The 16,220-nt window shown below is 71.3% G+C and carries 14 protein-coding genes; 8 read left to right on the top strand and 6 right to left on the bottom strand.

Annotated elements, in window-relative coordinates; translation table 11 throughout:
- Window positions 1-4: 4 nt before the first annotated feature.
- From ACH4SP_RS01010 to ACH4SP_RS00990, 5 genes are all read right to left on the bottom strand, one after another.
- Window positions 5-2,521, bottom strand: coding sequence for an Hsp70 family protein (locus ACH4SP_RS01010; protein ID WP_398408055.1), 2,517 nt, complete (start codon window positions 2,519-2,521; stop codon window positions 5-7).
- Window positions 2,522-2,598: 77 nt separating this feature from the next.
- Window positions 2,599-3,213 carry a nucleotide exchange factor GrpE gene (gene grpE, locus ACH4SP_RS01005; protein WP_398408054.1) on the bottom strand — a complete coding sequence of 205 codons (615 nt, stop codon included), beginning with the start codon at window positions 3,211-3,213 and terminating at the stop codon, window positions 2,599-2,601.
- On the bottom strand, window positions 3,210-3,611 hold the full coding sequence (locus ACH4SP_RS01000; protein WP_398408053.1) for a hypothetical protein: 402 nt from the start codon (window positions 3,609-3,611) through the stop codon (window positions 3,210-3,212). The genes grpE and ACH4SP_RS01000 overlap by 4 nt, the downstream gene beginning before the upstream one ends.
- Window positions 3,611-6,142 (bottom strand): hypothetical protein, encoded by a 2,532-nt coding sequence (locus ACH4SP_RS00995; protein ID WP_398408052.1) that lies wholly within the window; start codon window positions 6,140-6,142, stop codon window positions 3,611-3,613. Before ACH4SP_RS00995 ends, ACH4SP_RS01000 begins: the two co-directional genes overlap by 1 nt.
- Window positions 6,143-6,357: 215 nt before the next feature.
- Window positions 6,358-6,843 carry a hypothetical protein gene (locus tag ACH4SP_RS00990; RefSeq protein WP_398408051.1) on the bottom strand — a complete coding sequence of 162 codons (486 nt, stop codon included), beginning with the start codon at window positions 6,841-6,843 and terminating at the stop codon, window positions 6,358-6,360.
- Window positions 6,844-7,090: 247 nt separating this feature from the next.
- On the opposite strand from ACH4SP_RS00990, the gene ACH4SP_RS00985 reads away from it, so the two are divergent.
- The gene (locus ACH4SP_RS00985; protein WP_398408050.1) at window positions 7,091-8,296 is read left to right on the top strand and encodes a sensor histidine kinase; all 1,206 of its coding nucleotides are present in this window, start codon (window positions 7,091-7,093) and stop codon (window positions 8,294-8,296) included.
- A complete protein-coding gene (locus tag ACH4SP_RS00980) occupies window positions 8,281-8,940 on the top strand; it encodes a LuxR C-terminal-related transcriptional regulator (RefSeq protein WP_398408049.1) in 660 nt (219 codons plus the stop codon). The genes ACH4SP_RS00985 and ACH4SP_RS00980 overlap by 16 nt, the downstream gene beginning before the upstream one ends.
- A gap of 48 nt (window positions 8,941-8,988) precedes the next feature.
- Here the strand turns inward: ACH4SP_RS00980 and ACH4SP_RS00975 are convergent, their stop codons facing one another.
- Window positions 8,989-10,008, bottom strand: a complete 1,020-nt coding sequence (locus tag ACH4SP_RS00975) for an Ig-like domain-containing protein (protein ID WP_398408048.1) — start codon at window positions 10,006-10,008, stop codon at window positions 8,989-8,991.
- Window positions 10,009-10,308: 300 nt separating this feature from the next.
- On the opposite strand from ACH4SP_RS00975, the gene ACH4SP_RS00970 reads away from it, so the two are divergent.
- The 6 genes from ACH4SP_RS00970 to ACH4SP_RS00945 all read left to right on the top strand — a co-directional run bounded on the left by ACH4SP_RS00970 (window position 10,309) and on the right by ACH4SP_RS00945 (window position 16,183).
- Window positions 10,309-11,502, top strand: a complete 1,194-nt coding sequence (locus tag ACH4SP_RS00970) for a hypothetical protein (RefSeq protein WP_398408047.1) — start codon at window positions 10,309-10,311, stop codon at window positions 11,500-11,502.
- Between the two features lie 26 nt (window positions 11,503-11,528).
- On the top strand, window positions 11,529-11,882 hold the full coding sequence (locus ACH4SP_RS00965; RefSeq protein WP_398408046.1) for a cupin domain-containing protein: 354 nt from the start codon (window positions 11,529-11,531) through the stop codon (window positions 11,880-11,882).
- Window positions 11,883-11,984: 102 nt separating this feature from the next.
- Window positions 11,985-13,673: a methionine--tRNA ligase gene (locus tag ACH4SP_RS00960; RefSeq protein WP_398408045.1), complete on the top strand. Its 1,689-nt coding sequence runs from the start codon at window positions 11,985-11,987 to the stop codon at window positions 13,671-13,673.
- Entirely contained in the window at window positions 13,670-14,737 is a 1,068-nt protein-coding gene (locus ACH4SP_RS00955; RefSeq protein ID WP_398408044.1) for an FAD-dependent oxidoreductase, read from the top strand. The genes ACH4SP_RS00960 and ACH4SP_RS00955 overlap by 4 nt, the downstream gene beginning before the upstream one ends.
- 46 nt (window positions 14,738-14,783) lie before the next feature.
- Entirely contained in the window at window positions 14,784-15,341 is a 558-nt protein-coding gene (locus tag ACH4SP_RS00950) for a DUF4178 domain-containing protein (protein ID WP_398408043.1), read from the top strand.
- On the top strand, window positions 15,338-16,183 hold the full coding sequence (locus ACH4SP_RS00945) for a class I SAM-dependent methyltransferase (protein WP_398408042.1): 846 nt from the start codon (window positions 15,338-15,340) through the stop codon (window positions 16,181-16,183). The genes ACH4SP_RS00950 and ACH4SP_RS00945 overlap by 4 nt, the downstream gene beginning before the upstream one ends.
- Window positions 16,184-16,220 lie beyond the last annotated feature (37 nt).

Below are 16,220 nucleotides of genomic sequence, written 5' to 3'. Positions count from 1 at the left end.
CGGGTCAGCCGTTGATCCCCTCCGGGCGGATCGTCTGGCGTTCGGGGGCGTCCTGTTGCTGGAGTTCCCTGGCGGCCTCCTTGTGCAGGTCGACCATGCGGGAGATCGCCGCGTCCCGTGCGGCCGTGTTTCCCGAATCGGCCGCTTCCTTCAGGAGGTTGCCGACCTGGAGGATGCGGCGGCCGAGGGCCGAGGAGACGCGGCCCTGGGAGGCGGAGGCGAGGGCCGACACGGTTCGGTAGAGGTCGTCGCCGAGCTGGTCCTTGAGGGCGATGACCTCCTCGGCGATCGTGTGCGCGACCTGGAGGTCTCCTTCCTTCCGCGCCGCGCGGATGTCCGCGTTGTTGTTCCGCATGGTGGCGAGGTCCGCCGCGGACATGAGGTGCGGTACGTAGCGCGGGTAGAGGGCGGAGAGCGCGGAGGCCCAGCGGACCGAGTCCTGCTGTTCGCGCCGGCGCCGCGCGTCGTCGAGCAGGTGGTCCAGGGTGCCGCTGGTGCTGCCTCCGGCGAGCAGCGCGCGCAGTTTCTGCTCGGTCTCCTCCAGCTGCCGCACCTCGGCCTGTTCGAGGTCGTGCTGCCAGTTGGCGAGGTAGGTGACGTAGTCCCGGTGCACGTTGAGCACGCGGCTGCGGAACTTGCTCGTCAGCGGATTCCGGTTGAGTTTGACCGCGTGCCAGTCGGCGTTGTCGATGCGGAATTCGAGGTCGATGATGCGGTCGCTGTTCAGCCTGGCCCGGATGACGAGCGACCTGGTGCCCGCGATGTCCTCCTCGATCTCGTACGTATGGCTCGCACAGAGGTCGTTGAGGTGGGCGGGCTGGAGGTCGCCCTCGCGGAGCAGGATCTCCAGCATGTCGCCCTTGTGACCGGTGAGCTGGAAGTCCTTGACGTGCCAGTCGGTGGGGTACGACTCCCCGGCCTCGACCAGGACCCGGAGGGTGCCGTCCTTCTGCTGGATGCCGAAGGGAAGCGCCGTCACCTCAAGGGGGGTGGAGACGGCGAACTCCCGGTCGCAGTGGGAACAGGCGCTGAGCCCCGCCGAGTTCACCATTCCGCAGCCCGGACACTTCAGCCCGGCGAACCCGGGGAGCGGCTCCTCGCACAGGGTGCACAGCATCGCCGCGGCGGGGTTCTCCTCGCCGCAGCGGGAACACTCCACCACCGTCGCCTTCAGCGGCGGCGGGGCCAGCCCGGAGAGGTCGTCCGTACAGACCTGGCAGGCCGGACTCCCCGCCGGTGCCGGGACGTGGCAGCGCGGACAGTCGACCGTCGCCGCACCGACGAGGGGCGCCTCGCAGCCGTGGCAGGCGTCGGCATCGATCGGTGAGACGACGTGGCACTCGGGGCAGGTCAGCTCCTCCAGCAGGGCCGACTGCACCGCGGCGCCGAGTGCCACGCAGAACATCGGGTCGATGTCGGTGCGCAGCCGGTCCTCCCCGAAGAGTTCCGAGAGTTTCCCCCGCACCAGGGGAATGGAGCTCGAACCACCGACGAGCAGCACCTGGGACACGTCCTCCGGCAGGTGGTCGATGCGCGAGAGCGCGTCACTGGTGTGCCCCACGGTCTTCGCGATGTGGTCCGCGATCAGCTCCTCGAAGGACTTGCGGTCCACCTGCTGTTCCAGGGTCGCGCCGTCCATGCCCAGGGGGGAGACGGTGACGTCCGTGGTCGCCTCGCCCGAGAGCCGGATCTTCGCCTGCTCGGCGGCCCGGCGCAGCCTGATGTCGTCGCTGGGGGCGGGCACGTAGTCCTGGGGCGCTTGCGGGTGCCGGCCGCCGCCGGTGCGCCAGCGCTCCTTGAGGCTGCCGGCCAGCAGGTCGTCGAAGTCCGTGCCGCCCAGCAGGTTGTCGCCGCCGAGGGCCATGACGTCCAGATAGCCGGGTGCGGTGTTCAGTACGGACACGTCGAAGGTGCCGCCGCCGAGGTCGTAGACGACGAAGGTCGCGGGAGCGGCGTCCTGGGGGCGGGTCAGACCGTGCGCGAGTGCGGCGGAGGTCGGCTCGACGAGGACCCGTACGACATGCAGGCCTGCCAGCTCACCGGCCGCCCGGGTGGCGGCCAGCTGGCGCTCGCCGAAGTACGCGGGCGCGGTGATGACCGCGCGGTCGAAGACGACGCCCAGGCGGGCCTCGACGTCCGTCTTCAGACGCCGGAGGATGATCGCGGAGATCTGGACGGGCGTGTAGTGGTGCGGGCCGAGCCGGACGAGGATCCCGCCGTCCCCGCCCTCGCTGAGATGGGCGGCGGCATCGCCCATGCGCCCGAGCGCCTCCTGGACCGCGGCCTCGCCGAACTTCCTGCCCATGAAGCGCTTCACCGACGTGACGACCCGGGCGGAGTCCCGGTCCAGCCAGCGGAGCGCCTCCTGCCCCACCAGGAGACCGCCGTCCTCGGTGACCCCGACAGCGGACGGCATGCTGAACCGGTCGTTCGCGACGGGGAGCACCTCCGGGGCGCCGTCCTTCATCCAGGCGACCACGGAGTTCGTGGTGCCGAGGTCGATTCCGAGGGTTCGGTGCACGGTGCGTGACTCCAGTTCTGCGGGTGGGGGTTGGCGGGGCGCAGGCGGGTGCGGTCAGGTGCGGCGGCCGGTGCCGGTCAGGAACGGCGGCGGGTGCGGCGGGTGCGGCGCTTGTGCCGGGGGAGACGGCGGGGCTGATTCCGCTCCGGTGCGGCGGCCGAAGGCGCGGGGGGTGCGGGAGCCGGGTCCGGGACCGGGTCGGGGTCGGGGTCGGGGTCGGGTCCTGGAACGGCGACCACCACGACGGCTTCGCGCAGCACTTCACGGTCCGCGTAGAAGCCGGTCACCCGCTCTTCGAGGACGGTGTCGGCCGGAACCGACGCCCGGGGCTCCTTGGCCACCACGCGGGAGATGCTCGGCACCGCCTTGCTGCCCACCAGATCCATCGGCTCCACCCCCGCCGCGAGGAGCTGCTGGCGCAGCACCCGGTGCGCGGCACCGATCTGCTCCTCGAAGAGGGCGGGTACGGCCCGGGGCGGCTCCGTGCCGTTGCCGGCGGCGCGCTGCACCGCGTCGGTCAGGATGTCGTCCACCGTCAGGAGCCCTTCCAGGAGGCTCCGGAGAGTGCGCTCCGTCGCGGCCTTCCGGTTTTCGAGCGCCTGGGCACGGAAGGTCAACTGCTTGATGCGGCGGGCCTGTTCGGAGGTCGGCTCCGAGGACGGGTGCTCGGAAGGGGAAACGGGTGTGGTCACGCATCGCTCCTGGGGAACGGGCCGAAACGGTCGGCTTCGGGCAGCAACGGGGGCAGGCCGGCCAGGAGTTCACGAGCCGCGTCGGACACCCGGCACTTCAGCTCCTCCTCCGAGAGCGAGCCCAGCAACGGGGTGAGCAGTGCGGCACCCAGCCTGCCGCTCGGCCGGGTGAGGGAGTTCGCCGCCCGGGAGACACCGCTGCGCGTCTTCGGGTCGGCCATCCCCTTCAGCCGCGCCGCTCTGACGGCCTTGGCGTCGGCGCCGATCTCCAGGCCGAGTACGTCGTAGGCCGTGGGGCCGAAAGCAGGGGACCGGTTCTCGCCGGACGGGTTCCTGCCGGAGGGGTTCTCGCCAGGTCGAGGGGGCCGGTTCTCGTCGGGTCGATTCGTCTGCGCCATCACGAGCCTTCGGGAAAGTCGAGGTCGAAGAGTTTCTCCTGGACGGAGATCCGCAGCCTTCGGGCCGTCCGCGAATCCTGGTGGGCCCCCGCCCTGTCCCCCGCTCTCCTGCGCTGCTCCGCCCGCCGGTCGTGGGCGTCCGCCAGCACCGTACGGAAGCGCTCCAGGCTTCCCTCCGCGCCCGTGCAGCGTTCCGCGAGCGCGATGACGTCCTCGTACGCGTCCCGCCGCAGCAGATGCCCGGCGAGGACGGCCAGCGCCTCGGCCAGACCGGAGCTCCCCGGGGCCCGGGAGATCTCCTCGATGGGCTGGTACGAGATCGACAGCCACAGCGCCTCCACGTACGCACGCACGCCGGCCTCGTCCGATGCGTCGTACGGCGCCAGGGCACGCCACAGTCCACGGGCCACGTCGGTGGCCGCGTACCCCCCGGAGAACCGCTCGTCCGGGAGTCCCTTCATGCATGCGGCGGCATCCCTCATGAGGGAGAGCGCCTTGGCGCGTGAGCCTTCGCGGGCGTTGCGGAGGGAGTCCGCGTACAGGATGTCGGCGAGGAGCCGCCCGGACCTCCGCTGAACCCTGGCGAGCCCGTCGGCCGCCTGTCGGTCCTTCGGGGACAGCTCGCAGGCGCGCCGGTAGCGCCGTTCGGCCTCTTCCCGACGGCCGGCCTTCTCGGCCTGGTCGGCGAGGCGGAGCGAGACCGCGGTCAGATTGCGGATCAGGTCGGGGTGGCCCGGGGCCAGTTGGAGTGCGCGCTCCAGCAGGCCTGCCTGGGTGTTCGCCACCTTGACCTGCCCCCGTACGGTCGCCCCGGCCCCCACGGCTGCGCGGCAGATGACGTCGGCGTACGGGGAGACGTCCTGTCCGGCCTCCTGTGCCTGCTCGAAGTCCCGGAGCGCCTCGGTCCACCGCTTGCCCTTCGCGTACTCCTGGGCCCGGCGGACGAGGGCGGTGGAAAGTATCTCCAGGGCGGCGGGCCGTCCTTCGCCGGGCCCCGTGGCCCGACCCGTGGCCCGACCTGTGACCTGACCCGTGGCCGCCCCCGCGTCCGGCCCCGCGTGGGTGCGGGTGCGCCAGTCGGGACGAGACTCCTCGACGGTGTTGATCACCTCCTGCCACCTGCCCTCCCTCAGGAGGGTCGCCAACGCCGCCTCGGGGGCGAAGAGTTCAGCCAGCGAAGGTGTCTCCGGAGGCGTCTCCAGTGCGGCGAACGGGCCGTCGAGCGGGATGTTCTCCCGTACCTCCCTCATGCGTCGGGCCCAGTCCGCACTGATCGACGCGACCTCGTCGAGATACAGCGGCCCGCAGAAGAACTCCGGCGCGGGAGTGGCGGGGGCGCTCGCGGGCCGGAGCCCCGCCCAGCGGCTCGCGGCCTCGCACTCCACCCGCCACTTCAACTCCAGGGACAGGGCGGGGGAATGTCCCGCCGTACGGTCCTCGTCCTGGAGCAGCTGGGTGACGTGCGTACGGAGGGACTCGACGGCCGTCGCCCACACCCCGTCGTCGAACTCCTCCCGGCCGGCCTCCTGGAGGGACTTCCGGTGGCCGGGCGAGTGCAGTACGGCCGACCAGCAGGCCGTGGCCTGACGGGTGGTTGCCGCGCGCACGCCCGTCGTGAGGGATTCCCCGCAGGCCAGCAGGCGGAGGGCGGCCACCCCGAGCCCGTGTGCCACGTCGAGGTCGAACGGCCGGGACTGCCACAGACGGAGCCAGGCACCCCAGGCGAGCAGATGCTCCCCACGGGCCGTGAGCCGGCGTGCCGCGCGCGCGGCGGCCTGGCGGTACAGCTCGGACACGCGTCCCGTGCCGTCCCTGGCGGTGAGGCGGCCGATCCGCTCCCACTCCGCGAGCCCGCCCCGCCCGAGCGCCTGGCGGAGGGCGAAGGCGAGCGCGTGCTGCCGGGAGAGGAACTGCGGGACGGTCCGCCGCACATCTTTCGTATCTGCTCCTGTGCCTGCTCTTGTGCCTGCTCTTGTGCCTGCGGTTCCTTCGGCGTCCTCGGTGGCTCGGGTGTCGTCGGGTCCGTCGGCGTCGTCCTCCGGCGCGAGGCTCCTCAGCAGGTCGCTCGCTGCCGAAGGGTCACCGTCGCGCGACCAGGAGCGCAGCACGCGTACGGCTTCTTCGGTCCGCCCGGCGAGCACGGCGGCGTGCGCGAGGTTGGTCAGCGCCCCGTTCAGGCAGGGGACGCAGCGGTGCACCCGGTGGCTGTCGCGCACGCCGTGGGCGGGACAGGCCCCCCGGCCGCACTGGCCGCAGAGCGCTTCGGCGGAGCTGCCGCAGCCGTCCGTGGCACACGACTCCCCGGCGGAAACGGCTGTGTGCACGTCTCTCGGGGCGAGCGAGCCGAGGTACCAGTCGCAGCAGCGGTCCCAGTTCCTCGCCCGCGCGGCGAGCGTCGCGTGGAGGGCGGCGTGCGCGGCGGCGAGGTGCTCGGGTACCGGAACGCCCCGATCCAGCAGGCGCAAGTAGCCGACAGCCGCGGCGAAGTCCCCCTGCGTGTAAGCGGCGACGGCTCTCCCGAAGGCGTGCACGGCCGGACCGTGGTCCGGGCCGCCGCCCTGTCCAGCAGGATCACCGGAGTGCTGTGACGTCACTGTGCCCCCCAACACAGGCAACAAAAAGTGCAGTTGAAGCACGCGAAGCATACGGCCTGACGTGGCGCGGAGTAAGGCCGATCTTTCATTCGTCCGGCATCTCGAACGCCGGTCGGTATCTCGGCGGTGCCGACGGACCGGTCGGCGCCCGGTCAGCGCGACTTGGGGAAGACGGCGCGCAGCGCGGCGCCACGGGTGAGGAACGCGACCCGGACGACGGGCGCCATGCAGACGGCCTGCAGTACGGCGTACCACGGCGGGCAGACGCCCGGGACCAGATCGACGCCGACGATGGCGATCGGCATGACGACGGCGAGGGTGCTCACGCGCTCGAAGGCCCGCCGGGATCCCCGGGAGGCGGAGACGGTCAGTCGGTGGAGCAGCACGGCGACCACCGGCAGCAGGGCCGCCCTGACCCACATGAACGTGTTCACCGTATGACCGTTGCCGGTACGACCGCTGCCCGTGTGACCACTGCCCGTGTGACCACTGACCGCCACCGCTGCGACCGTCAGGAGGGCGGCGGCGCTGAGCGCGCCGTAGATCTTGACGCTGTTCTTCGCCGCGCCGAAGGCCTGCTGGCTGCGGGGGCTGTCGAGGAGTGCGGGACCGGTCGTGGTGTGCTGGTTGGTTTCCATGCTCACCGACGCTACGAAGCGCCCGGTCGACGCGGTATCCGTCTGGACCCACGGAGGGGTGGGTCCAGCCCCACTCTCCGGCTGACCAGGGCGGTTTCGGGCTCCGGCCGGTGCACAGTGGGGACACCGGACGGAGAAGCGGACGGAGAAGGCGGAGAGCGGAGGAGGAGCTTTGAAACGGCTGGGTTCGTGGGCGGCGGGCGTCTGTACGGGATTTGTGCGGTCGTGCGCCGTGGCGGGGGTCAGCATGCTGGTGCCGGCCGTGTGGGCCGCCGCCGTGCTGCTGGCGATCCGGTGGGGGGCGGGCAACCCGTGGACCTGGGTGCCGGTGCTCCTGCTGGCGGGTGGGGGCGCGCTCGGTCTTTCGCGGCCGGTCTGCCGGATGTTCCGCCACCTGGTGGCGCGGTGGACGGGCACGAAGGTCCCCGCCGGGTACCGGCAGGCCGCACCGGTGGTGCGCCTGTCCACCGGCCACTGGTGGAACGGCTTCTCCTACGAGCGCACCCGCCGGGACGCCCTCCTCGACCAACGGTGGCGGCTCCGCCTCCGTGACCCGGCCAACTGGCGCGACCTGCGCTTCACGGCGATCGCCCCGGTCACCGCCGGACCGGTCGCGGCCGTCCCGCCGGCCGGGCTCGCGGTCGCGGTCCTCGGGTTCGGACTCGGGTTCGCCCGGCCCTCGCCCGCGCTGCTCGCCATCGGAGCGCTCGGCCTGGTCGTGGCCGTGGCCGGCGCCCCGTACGCCTGGCGCGTCGCCGAACCGGTGGCCGTCCGCTTCCTGCGCCCCTCGCCCGCGATGGCGCTGGCCGACCGGGTGGACGAGCTGACGGCCCAGCGCGCGGACACCACGGTCGCGCAGGCCGCCGAGATCCGACGGATCGAACGGGACCTGCACGACGGGGCGCAGGCCCGGCTGGTCGGCCTCGGGCTCTCCCTGGCAACCGCCGAGAAACTGATGGAAACCGACCCCGAGCGGGCCAGGGCGCTGATGCGGGAGGCACGGGCGGCCGCCGCCGGCTCACTGTCCGAACTCCGCGAACTCGTCCAGGGGATCAACCCGCCGGTACTGAACGACCGGGGCCTCGTCGACGCCGTACGCGCGCTGGCCCTGGACAGCGCGCTCGAAGCGGAGGTGAGCGCGGCAGGCGTACCGCCGCACCTGGACCCGCCGATCGAGTCCGCCCTGTACTTCTCGATCGCCGAGCTGGTGACCAACGCGGTCAAGCACGCCCGTGCGACCCGGGCGCGCATCTTCATCGGTCGGGCCATTGAGGGCTCCGACCTGGTGGTCGACGTCGAGGACGACGGTCGCGGCGGAGCCGGAGTACGCCCCGGCGGCGGACTCGACGGCCTGCGCCGCCGCCTCGCGGTCTTCGACGGCACCCTGGAGATCACCAGCCCGGCAGGCGGCCCGACCCGTGTGAGGATGGTGGTCCCATGCGAATTGTCGTAGCAGAAGACCTGTACCTCCTGCGGGACGGAATGGTCCGTCTCATCGAGGCGTACGGCCATGAGGTGGTGGCGACTGCGGCCACCGGCCCCGAGACGCTCGACGCGCTGCTGACCTGGCGGCCCGACGTGGCCGTCATCGACGTCCGCATGCCACCGTCCCAGTCGGACGAGGGCCTGCGCGCCGCCCTCGCCGCGCGTGCGGAACTGCCAGGACTGCCGGTCCTGATCCTCTCCCAGTACGTCGAACAGCTCTACGCCCGCGAGCTCCTGGCCGACGGCGCTGGCGGCACCGGCTACTTCCTCAAGGAGAGCGTGTTCGACGCCGACCAGTTCATCGGCGCCCTGGAACGCGTGGCCGAAGGCGGAACCGCCATGGATCCCGCCGTCATCGCCAAACTCCTGTCCAGCGGCGCCTCGAACCGACGCCTCGACCAACTCGCCGACCGGCTCACCGCACGCGAACACTCCGTGCTCGGCCTCATGGCCGAAGGCCTGTCCAACCAGGCCATCGCCCGGCGCCTCTTCCTCAGCGACAGCGCCATCAGCAAATACACCACGTCGCTGTTCGGCAAACTCGGCATCACCGACGACGACAACAGCAACCGCCGAGTCCTGGCCGTCCTCACGTACTTGAACAGCCCCTGAGCAGCCCCTGACGGGAGCCGACGTGGGAACCGCTTCCGGGACGGGCCGCTAGTTGAGAACCGTGACGTTCACCTGAGGTGACCAGGCGGACCCGGCCGAACCGATGGCCAGGGCCCACACCGTGTGCTTTCCGTTGAGGGACTGGGTCGTGTCCCAGTTCGCCTTCCAGTTGGGCCCGGTGTTGTCGGTGCCGATGAGCGTATTCCCGTCGACGTAGAACGACACCGTGAGGGCGTCCTCGGCCGAAGCGGTCACGCGGGTCGACCCGCCGACCGTGACCCCTGCCGACGGGCTGGTGATCTTTGCCGTGATCCCGGTCGAGCAGGCGTCCAGCCAGGAGCAGATGTTGTCCACGACGATGAACGCCGTGGCACCCGCCCCCGCCATCAGGGACTGCAGGATGACCACGGCCGTCGCGGCTTTGACGACGATACCGATCGAGGCCAGCAACCCGACCAGGGCCGCGACAGGAGCGCACGTCGCCGTCAGCATCCCGGCAGCGAACACGAGCAGCATGGTGACGACGACGGCGAGGGACCAGCAGCCGATCTGACAGACCCAGCAGGCCGCCGAGCCCTTCGCGGCCCCCGACGCTCCGGGGTCGATGTGAGGGGCCAGCGTGTCGATGATGGTGGTGTACTGCGCCTCCGTCGGCATGGTGGCGAAGAACACGTAGGAGGCGCTGTCGGCGTTCGTCACCGTGACCGTCCATTGGCCCACCGCGGGGTTCTGGATCATGCACGACTGCATCTTCGTGGGGTCGTTGTCGACGCACTCGATCAAGCGGGTTTCGGTCTGGCTGGGCCCGACCTGATTGCCGTCGGGGTCCGTCATGGAGACGGTGACCCCGGCGGGGTAGGCGCCCCCTTCCGTTGTCGCACTGCCGATGAGGAAGGGCACGCCCTCGGCGACATCGACCTGGAAGACTTGAACGGACTCCTCGGTCGGAGTTCCTCCCAGGGCTTGCAGCGGGTGGACCCGTCCGGACTCCGGTGACTGCGCCGGAACCACGTATCCCGCGCAGTAGGAATACGGACCGTCGATTTCATTCCGCACCAGCATGGCCATCTGGCCGCTCCTTTCGTGGTGATTTCTGACCCTTGGCAGCATTCACCCGATAATCTGTTAAGCCCAGACTTGTACGGCAATGTCAGCCATTCGGAGGAATGCGCCACTCGCTCGGCAGCTGACGGTGCGGGAGGTGTGGTGTGGCGAAGCGATTGTCGCCCGTAGGGTAATTCGCGGGGATATTCGGCTACAACTGTCCATCAGGACAACGAAATCCGAAGATCCAAAAAGCCTTGACAGTGGAATCCGTAACTTCGCAGAATCATCGGGCAGTTGATGCGGTGTGCCGCGACGTGCTGCGTGCCGCATGCCAACCGTGCGACGGGGGAGTGGAGTTCACTGAACGGCAAGGCGAACGACAGAGCGAGTGACGAGACGAGTGAAAGGGCGAGCGGCAGGGCGAGCGGCAGGGCGAAAGGCGACGCGTTCGACCGGCTCACCGAGCTGCTCAAGGAGCTGCCGCAGGACCGGCAGGCCGCCGACCGGGGCTTCGGCGCCGACATCGACGAGGCGCACGGCGTGCTGCTCGACCCGACGGCCGGACCCGAAGCACGGGTCCGGGCCCTCACCGACTGGCTGCGCCGGCACCAGCCCTGCCTCTTCGGCCGGCTCGCCGCCCGCCAGGACCAGGGAGTCGCCGCGGCCAAGGGCCTCGGCATGGACTTCTGCTGGATCGGCGATGCGGACCTCGCCTACGGAACCGAGCACATCACCGCGCTCGTACAACAGGAGCGGCGCCGCTGGAAGGAACGTGCGGCGCGCGGCGAATCCAGTGCGTTCCTCGTCGTGTTCAACAGCAGGGCCCTCGCCCACGCCGCCCCCAGCCCCCAACTCGCCGAGATCTGCGGACTGCTGGCCGACACCTACCTCGTCGAACAGGCCCCCGTCGTCGCCGACACCGTCTACACGGAAGCCGTTCCGCTGCGCTACCCCGACGGCCGGACACGGCTCTTCAAGGCCAGCACCCAGCTCTTCTACACCGGCGCGCACGAACGCCGGAACCACGACCGGCGGGTACCCGGCGGTGTCGTCATATCCGTCAACGCACCGGGCCACTACGGCAATTCGCTGGTCACCCGGGGCCTGGCGGCCGACCTCGAAGAGGCCATGGCGTTCGTACGCACCAACGCGCAGCTCACCGTCGGCAACGGCGGCATCGGCCACCCCCGCTCCCTGAGCAGCAGTTGGCACAACGGGAACTGCCCGGTCCGGGGCAAGGGGGACGCGGTCGGCGACACCTTCTCCGCCACGTACCAGATCGACGTACTCATCCAGCAGGACGTCGTCACCGATCCGGAGCGCCGCCTCGGCGAGACGCACAGGGCCGAGGACATCTGGCCGTCGCTGCGGCTGGACTACCTGACCGCCGAAGCCTTCCCCGAGAGCGACCCGGATCACGGCTGGGCCACCGGGCAGGCCGTCACCGAGGACGGCCTGCACGACAACCCGTGGGAACCGGTACGCGCCGAGAACACCGCCGACTTCAACTACTAGTACTCGTACGGGAGAGGCAACACACCGTGCTCATACGCGACTTGGGTGACGACCGGCTCACCGACGCCTACGGCATCCGCTACCAGCAGATCTACCCGCACGGCGGCGAGGACCTCGCCGACTGGGGACTCGGCCGCGCGGTCATCGCCCCCGGCGGCGCCACCGAACCGCACGGACACCACGAAGAACACGAGGTCTTCGTCATCCTCGCCGGGCGCGGCGTCATGGTCATCGGCGACGAGGAGCGGGAAGTGGCCGCCCGCCAGGCGGTGCTCATTCCCAACGGGGCCGACCACTTCCTGCGCAACTCCAGCGACACCGAGCCTCTGGAGTTCCTCTCCCTCTACTGGCCGCCGGCCATGGGCGCACTCGACCTGTAGTCGCCACGTCGAGACATCGGGGCGGGGCCGTGCCTGTGCCCGTGACCGTGCCCGCATCCGTATCCGTACGACCTCCACCGGAATCCCCGAGGACCCCCTCCCATGACGCAGCAGCCCACCCTCGTCACCGCGGCCCCGCCCACCCCCAACGGTGACCTGCACCTCGGCCACCTCGCGGGGCCCTACTCCGGCGCCGACATGTACACCCGCGCCCGCCGCCTGGACGCCACCCCGACCCGCTTCCTCACCGGCTCCGACGTCCACCAGAGCTACGTCCCGCTCAAAGCCCGCGCGCTCGGCCGCGACCCCCTGGAGATGGCCGACGAGTACGCCGACGTCGTCGCCGCCATCTTCTCGGGCGCCGCCTTCGCCAGCGACGTGTATGTACGCCCGCAGCACTCGGTCCTGCATCAGGAAGCCGTCCGCGACTTCTTCCAACTGCTGCACAGGACAGGGCAGTTGGTCATCGCAACCGACGAGTGCCTGTACTGCGAAGGCTGTGACCGCTACCTCTTCGAGGGGCACGTCACCGGCAAGTGCCCCGAGTGCGGCGCCGAGAGCGACGGCAACTCCTGCGAGGAGTGCGCCTGGCCCAACGCATGCACCGACCTCGGCGACCCCGTCTGCAACGGCTGCTCCCGCACCCCCGGCCGCCGCACGTACCAGCGCCTCGTGCTGCCGCTGAGCCGGTACGCCGACCGGCTGCGCGCCCTGTACGCCACCGTCACCGCCGGCCCCCACCTCGAACAGCTCTGCACCGCGATGCTCGAACGCGGCCTGCCCGACATCCCGGTCAGCCACCCCACCGACTGGGGTCTGCCCTTCCCCGTGCCGGGCTTCGAGGACCAGAAGGTGTACGTCTGGGCCGAGATGGTGCCCGGCTACTTCGCCGAGCTGATGGAGGCGCTGCGCGCCGAGGGCGCGGACCCCGGCAGCTGGCGCGAGGTGTGGAACGCGTCCCGCGTCGTGCAGTTCTTCGGCTTCGACAACGGCTACTTCCACACCGTCCTGCACCCGGCGCTGATGATGGCGTACGAGGACGCACTGCGCGCCGAGGGCGACGAGGACGCTCAACTGCACCTCCCCGACGTCTGGTTGACGAACGAGTTCTTCCAGCTCGACGACTCCAAGTTCTCCAAGAGCCGGGGCCACGCCATCTGGGCCGACGCCCTCCTCGCCCACGTCCCCGGCGACCTCGTCCGCTACGCCCTCGCCCACGACAGGCCCGAGACCGCCCCCACCTCCTTCACCTGGGACCGGTTCCGCCGCCTCGTCGACGAGGAACTGGCGGGACAGTGGCAGGGCTGGCTCCAGGAGCTGCTGCACCGCGTCGACACGGTGGGCAACGGCAGGACCCCCGCCCCCGGCGTCCCGACCGCGACGCAGCAGCGGTACGCCGAAACCCTCGACGCCCGCGCCGACGACGTCGTACGGGCGCTGACCGCCGAGCACTTCTCGCCGCAGCGGGTCGTCCGCTGCCTGGGTGAACTCGTGCGTGAGGCAAGGGCGTTCGCGGCCGGGCAGTCCCGGCTGCTCGCCACCCGGCCCACCTCCGCCGAGGCACGGTCCGCCCTCGCCCTGGAGGCCCGCGCCGCGCGCACCCTCGCCGTATTGGCCGGCCCCCTGATGCCCGGCTTCGCCCAGCGGCTGTGGACCGCGCTCGGACTTCCCGGTGCGCCGGTCTGGACGGGCCGCCCCGAGCCGATTCCCGCGGGGCTGTCCGTCGCCGCCCGCCCGCCGGTCTTCTTCGCGCCCCTCGCCCACGACGTGGACGCCAGGGTCATGGCATGAGCCGCGCCCCCGGGGGTCGGGCACTCGTCGTCGGCGCGGGCGTCTTCGGCCTGAGCGTCGCCCGCGAGCTGGCTGCCCGGGGCAAGTCCGTCGACGTCGTCGACCGCAATGCTCCTGGTACGGCGGGGCCCTCCAGCGCGGAGACCCGGATCCTGCGCTGCGCCCACGGCGACGACGAGTGGTACACCCGCTCGGCGGCCCGTGCCCGCACCCTGTGGCGCGAGCTGGAGGCCGAGACGGGTGAACAACTCCTCCTCGACATCGGGGTGTTGTGCCTCGCGAGCGCGGGCGCCGACCAGAGCTGGGAGCGTGCGAGCCTGCGCGTTCTCGCCCGCCTCGGCATTCGCGCCCAGCTCCTCTCCGGCAGGGCCGTCGCCGCCCGCTTCCCCGGCCTGAGCGGCGAGGGCCTCGACTTCGCCGTCCACGAACCGGAGGCCGGAGTGCTGCTCGCCCGCCGCGCGGTGCGGGCCCTCGCCCGCTCGGCCGAGGACCGGGGCGTACGCATCCACCGGGGCGAGGCGAAACCCGACGGTGACTCCGTACTCGTCGACGGCGCACACCACGGTGCGGACCTGGTGGTCTGGGCGCCGGGACCGGAACTCCCGGCCCTGTTCCCCGGCCTCTCCAGCACCGTCACCGAGCGTCAACGGGCGTACTACGTAAACCCCGTGGGCCCCTGGGCCACCGGCGGCCGGCCCGCCTGGATCGACCGTGCGCACGACTGGTACGGCATCCCGGCGGTGGGGGAGCGCGGCGTCAAACTGGTCCCGGACGAGGAGCCGGGCGACAGCGCGGCAACCGAACTGCCCTCCCGGCTGCGCGACCTGGTCCGGCAGCGCCTTCCGGACCTCGCCGACGCACCCGTCACCGCCCACGAGGAGTGCGCCTACGCCTGGTCGCCCGACGGCCACTTCCTCCTCGACCGCCTCCCTGGCACCCGCCGCACCTGGCTGGTCGGCGGGGACTCGGGCCACGGGTTCAAACACGGCCCGGCCTGGGGTGCGTACGTCTGCGACGTCATGGAAGGCGTGGCCGAACCGCCGCCGCGCTTCCGCCTCCGCTGACCCCAACACCCCTGCAATGCAAGCGACTTCGGAACGAGAGCCCGCCATGCCCGCACCGCCCCACCGCCCCTGGACCCCTGCCTGCGAGGCCGCCGCCGCACGTCTCACCGTGGGCTCGACCGTCGACGTACAGGGCGAGGCGTGGACCGTCACCGGTCGGATCCTGGCGACCGACCACGAGGAGACCTGGGTGGAGTGCCTCCTCACCCGGCAACGACCGCCGCACCCTACGGCCGATCCCGAGCCGTACACCCACTGGCTGGCACTGGAAACCCTCACGGGCCACCCCCTCCTCTCCCGCTGGCACCGCAGCGAGGCCTCGGCGGACTTCTTCGACCTCCCCGAAGCCGACTTCCCCGAAGCCGACCTCCCCGAAGCCGACCTCCCCGAAGTCCAGCGCGGCGAGGCCCACTTCACCGCCGAGGGCGACTTCGGTCCGTACGCCAAGGACATCCCGGCGTCCGGCCTGCTCGTGCACCGCGAGTACGCCACCGCCGAAGGCCGCCGCATCGCCGCCACCCGCTTCGCCCCCGATCCCGCTGCCTGGCTCATCGGCCGGAACGCACCCCTCACCACGTCCCGTACGGAGGAACTCTCCCAGTGACCACCCAGGAAGCCACGCAGGCAGCGACCCAGGAAGCCACCCAGCCCACCCCCTGGTACGCGGAGTTCTTCGGCGCGAACGACCTCTACACCGACTCCGACATCGAGTACCAGGACCCCGGTCTCACCCGCGAGATGGTCGACTGCGTCACCGCCCTCGTGCCGCCGGACAGCCACCCCCGGCTGCTCGACCTGGCCTGCGGCACCGGGCGGCACTCCGTTCCGCTGGCCGCCGCCGGGTACCGGGTCACCGGCGTCGACCAGTCCCCGCACTACCTGGCCCAGGCCGCCCGCCGCGCCGACCACGCGCACAGCACGGGGGCCGTCTTCACCCGCGCCGACATGCGCGACCTCTCCGCCTTCGCCGACGGCGGCTTCGACACGGTCGTCAACCTGCACACCAGCTTCGGCTTCTTCGCCACCGAGGAGGAAGAGCTCCAGGTGCTGCGCGAGGTACGGCGGGTACTCGCCCCCGGCGGCCGCTTCGTCATCGACGTCATCAACCGGGACGCCTTCCTCCGGCAGACCAGCGAAGTCTTCGGCGCGCACCCGCGGGACCGGTTCGTGATCCGTACGTACGACGACTCGACCGGCCGCACCTTCCTCCACGAGGAGATCTTCGACCCGCTGACCAGCCGCATCAGCTGGACGGTGACCGAACCCGCGGCGCCCGGCGCCCCGGTCCGCACCTCCACCGCCGACTACCGCGTCTTCAGCGCCCACGAACTCACCGGACTGCTCCGCAGGGCCGGTTTCACCTGCGAAGCGGTGTACGGCGACTACGCGCGCACGCCCTTCACGATCCACGCGCCGAGCATCGTCGTCGTCGCCACCACGGCCTGATCCCGAACACCCCTCAAGAGCTGACGAAGGAGCCCAC

It is taken from the genome of Streptomyces sp. NPDC021093, from assembly GCF_044333135.1.
GTDB lineage: Bacteria > Actinomycetota > Actinomycetes > Streptomycetales > Streptomycetaceae > Streptomyces.
This window is presented reverse-complemented; position numbering and strand designations above follow the sequence as displayed.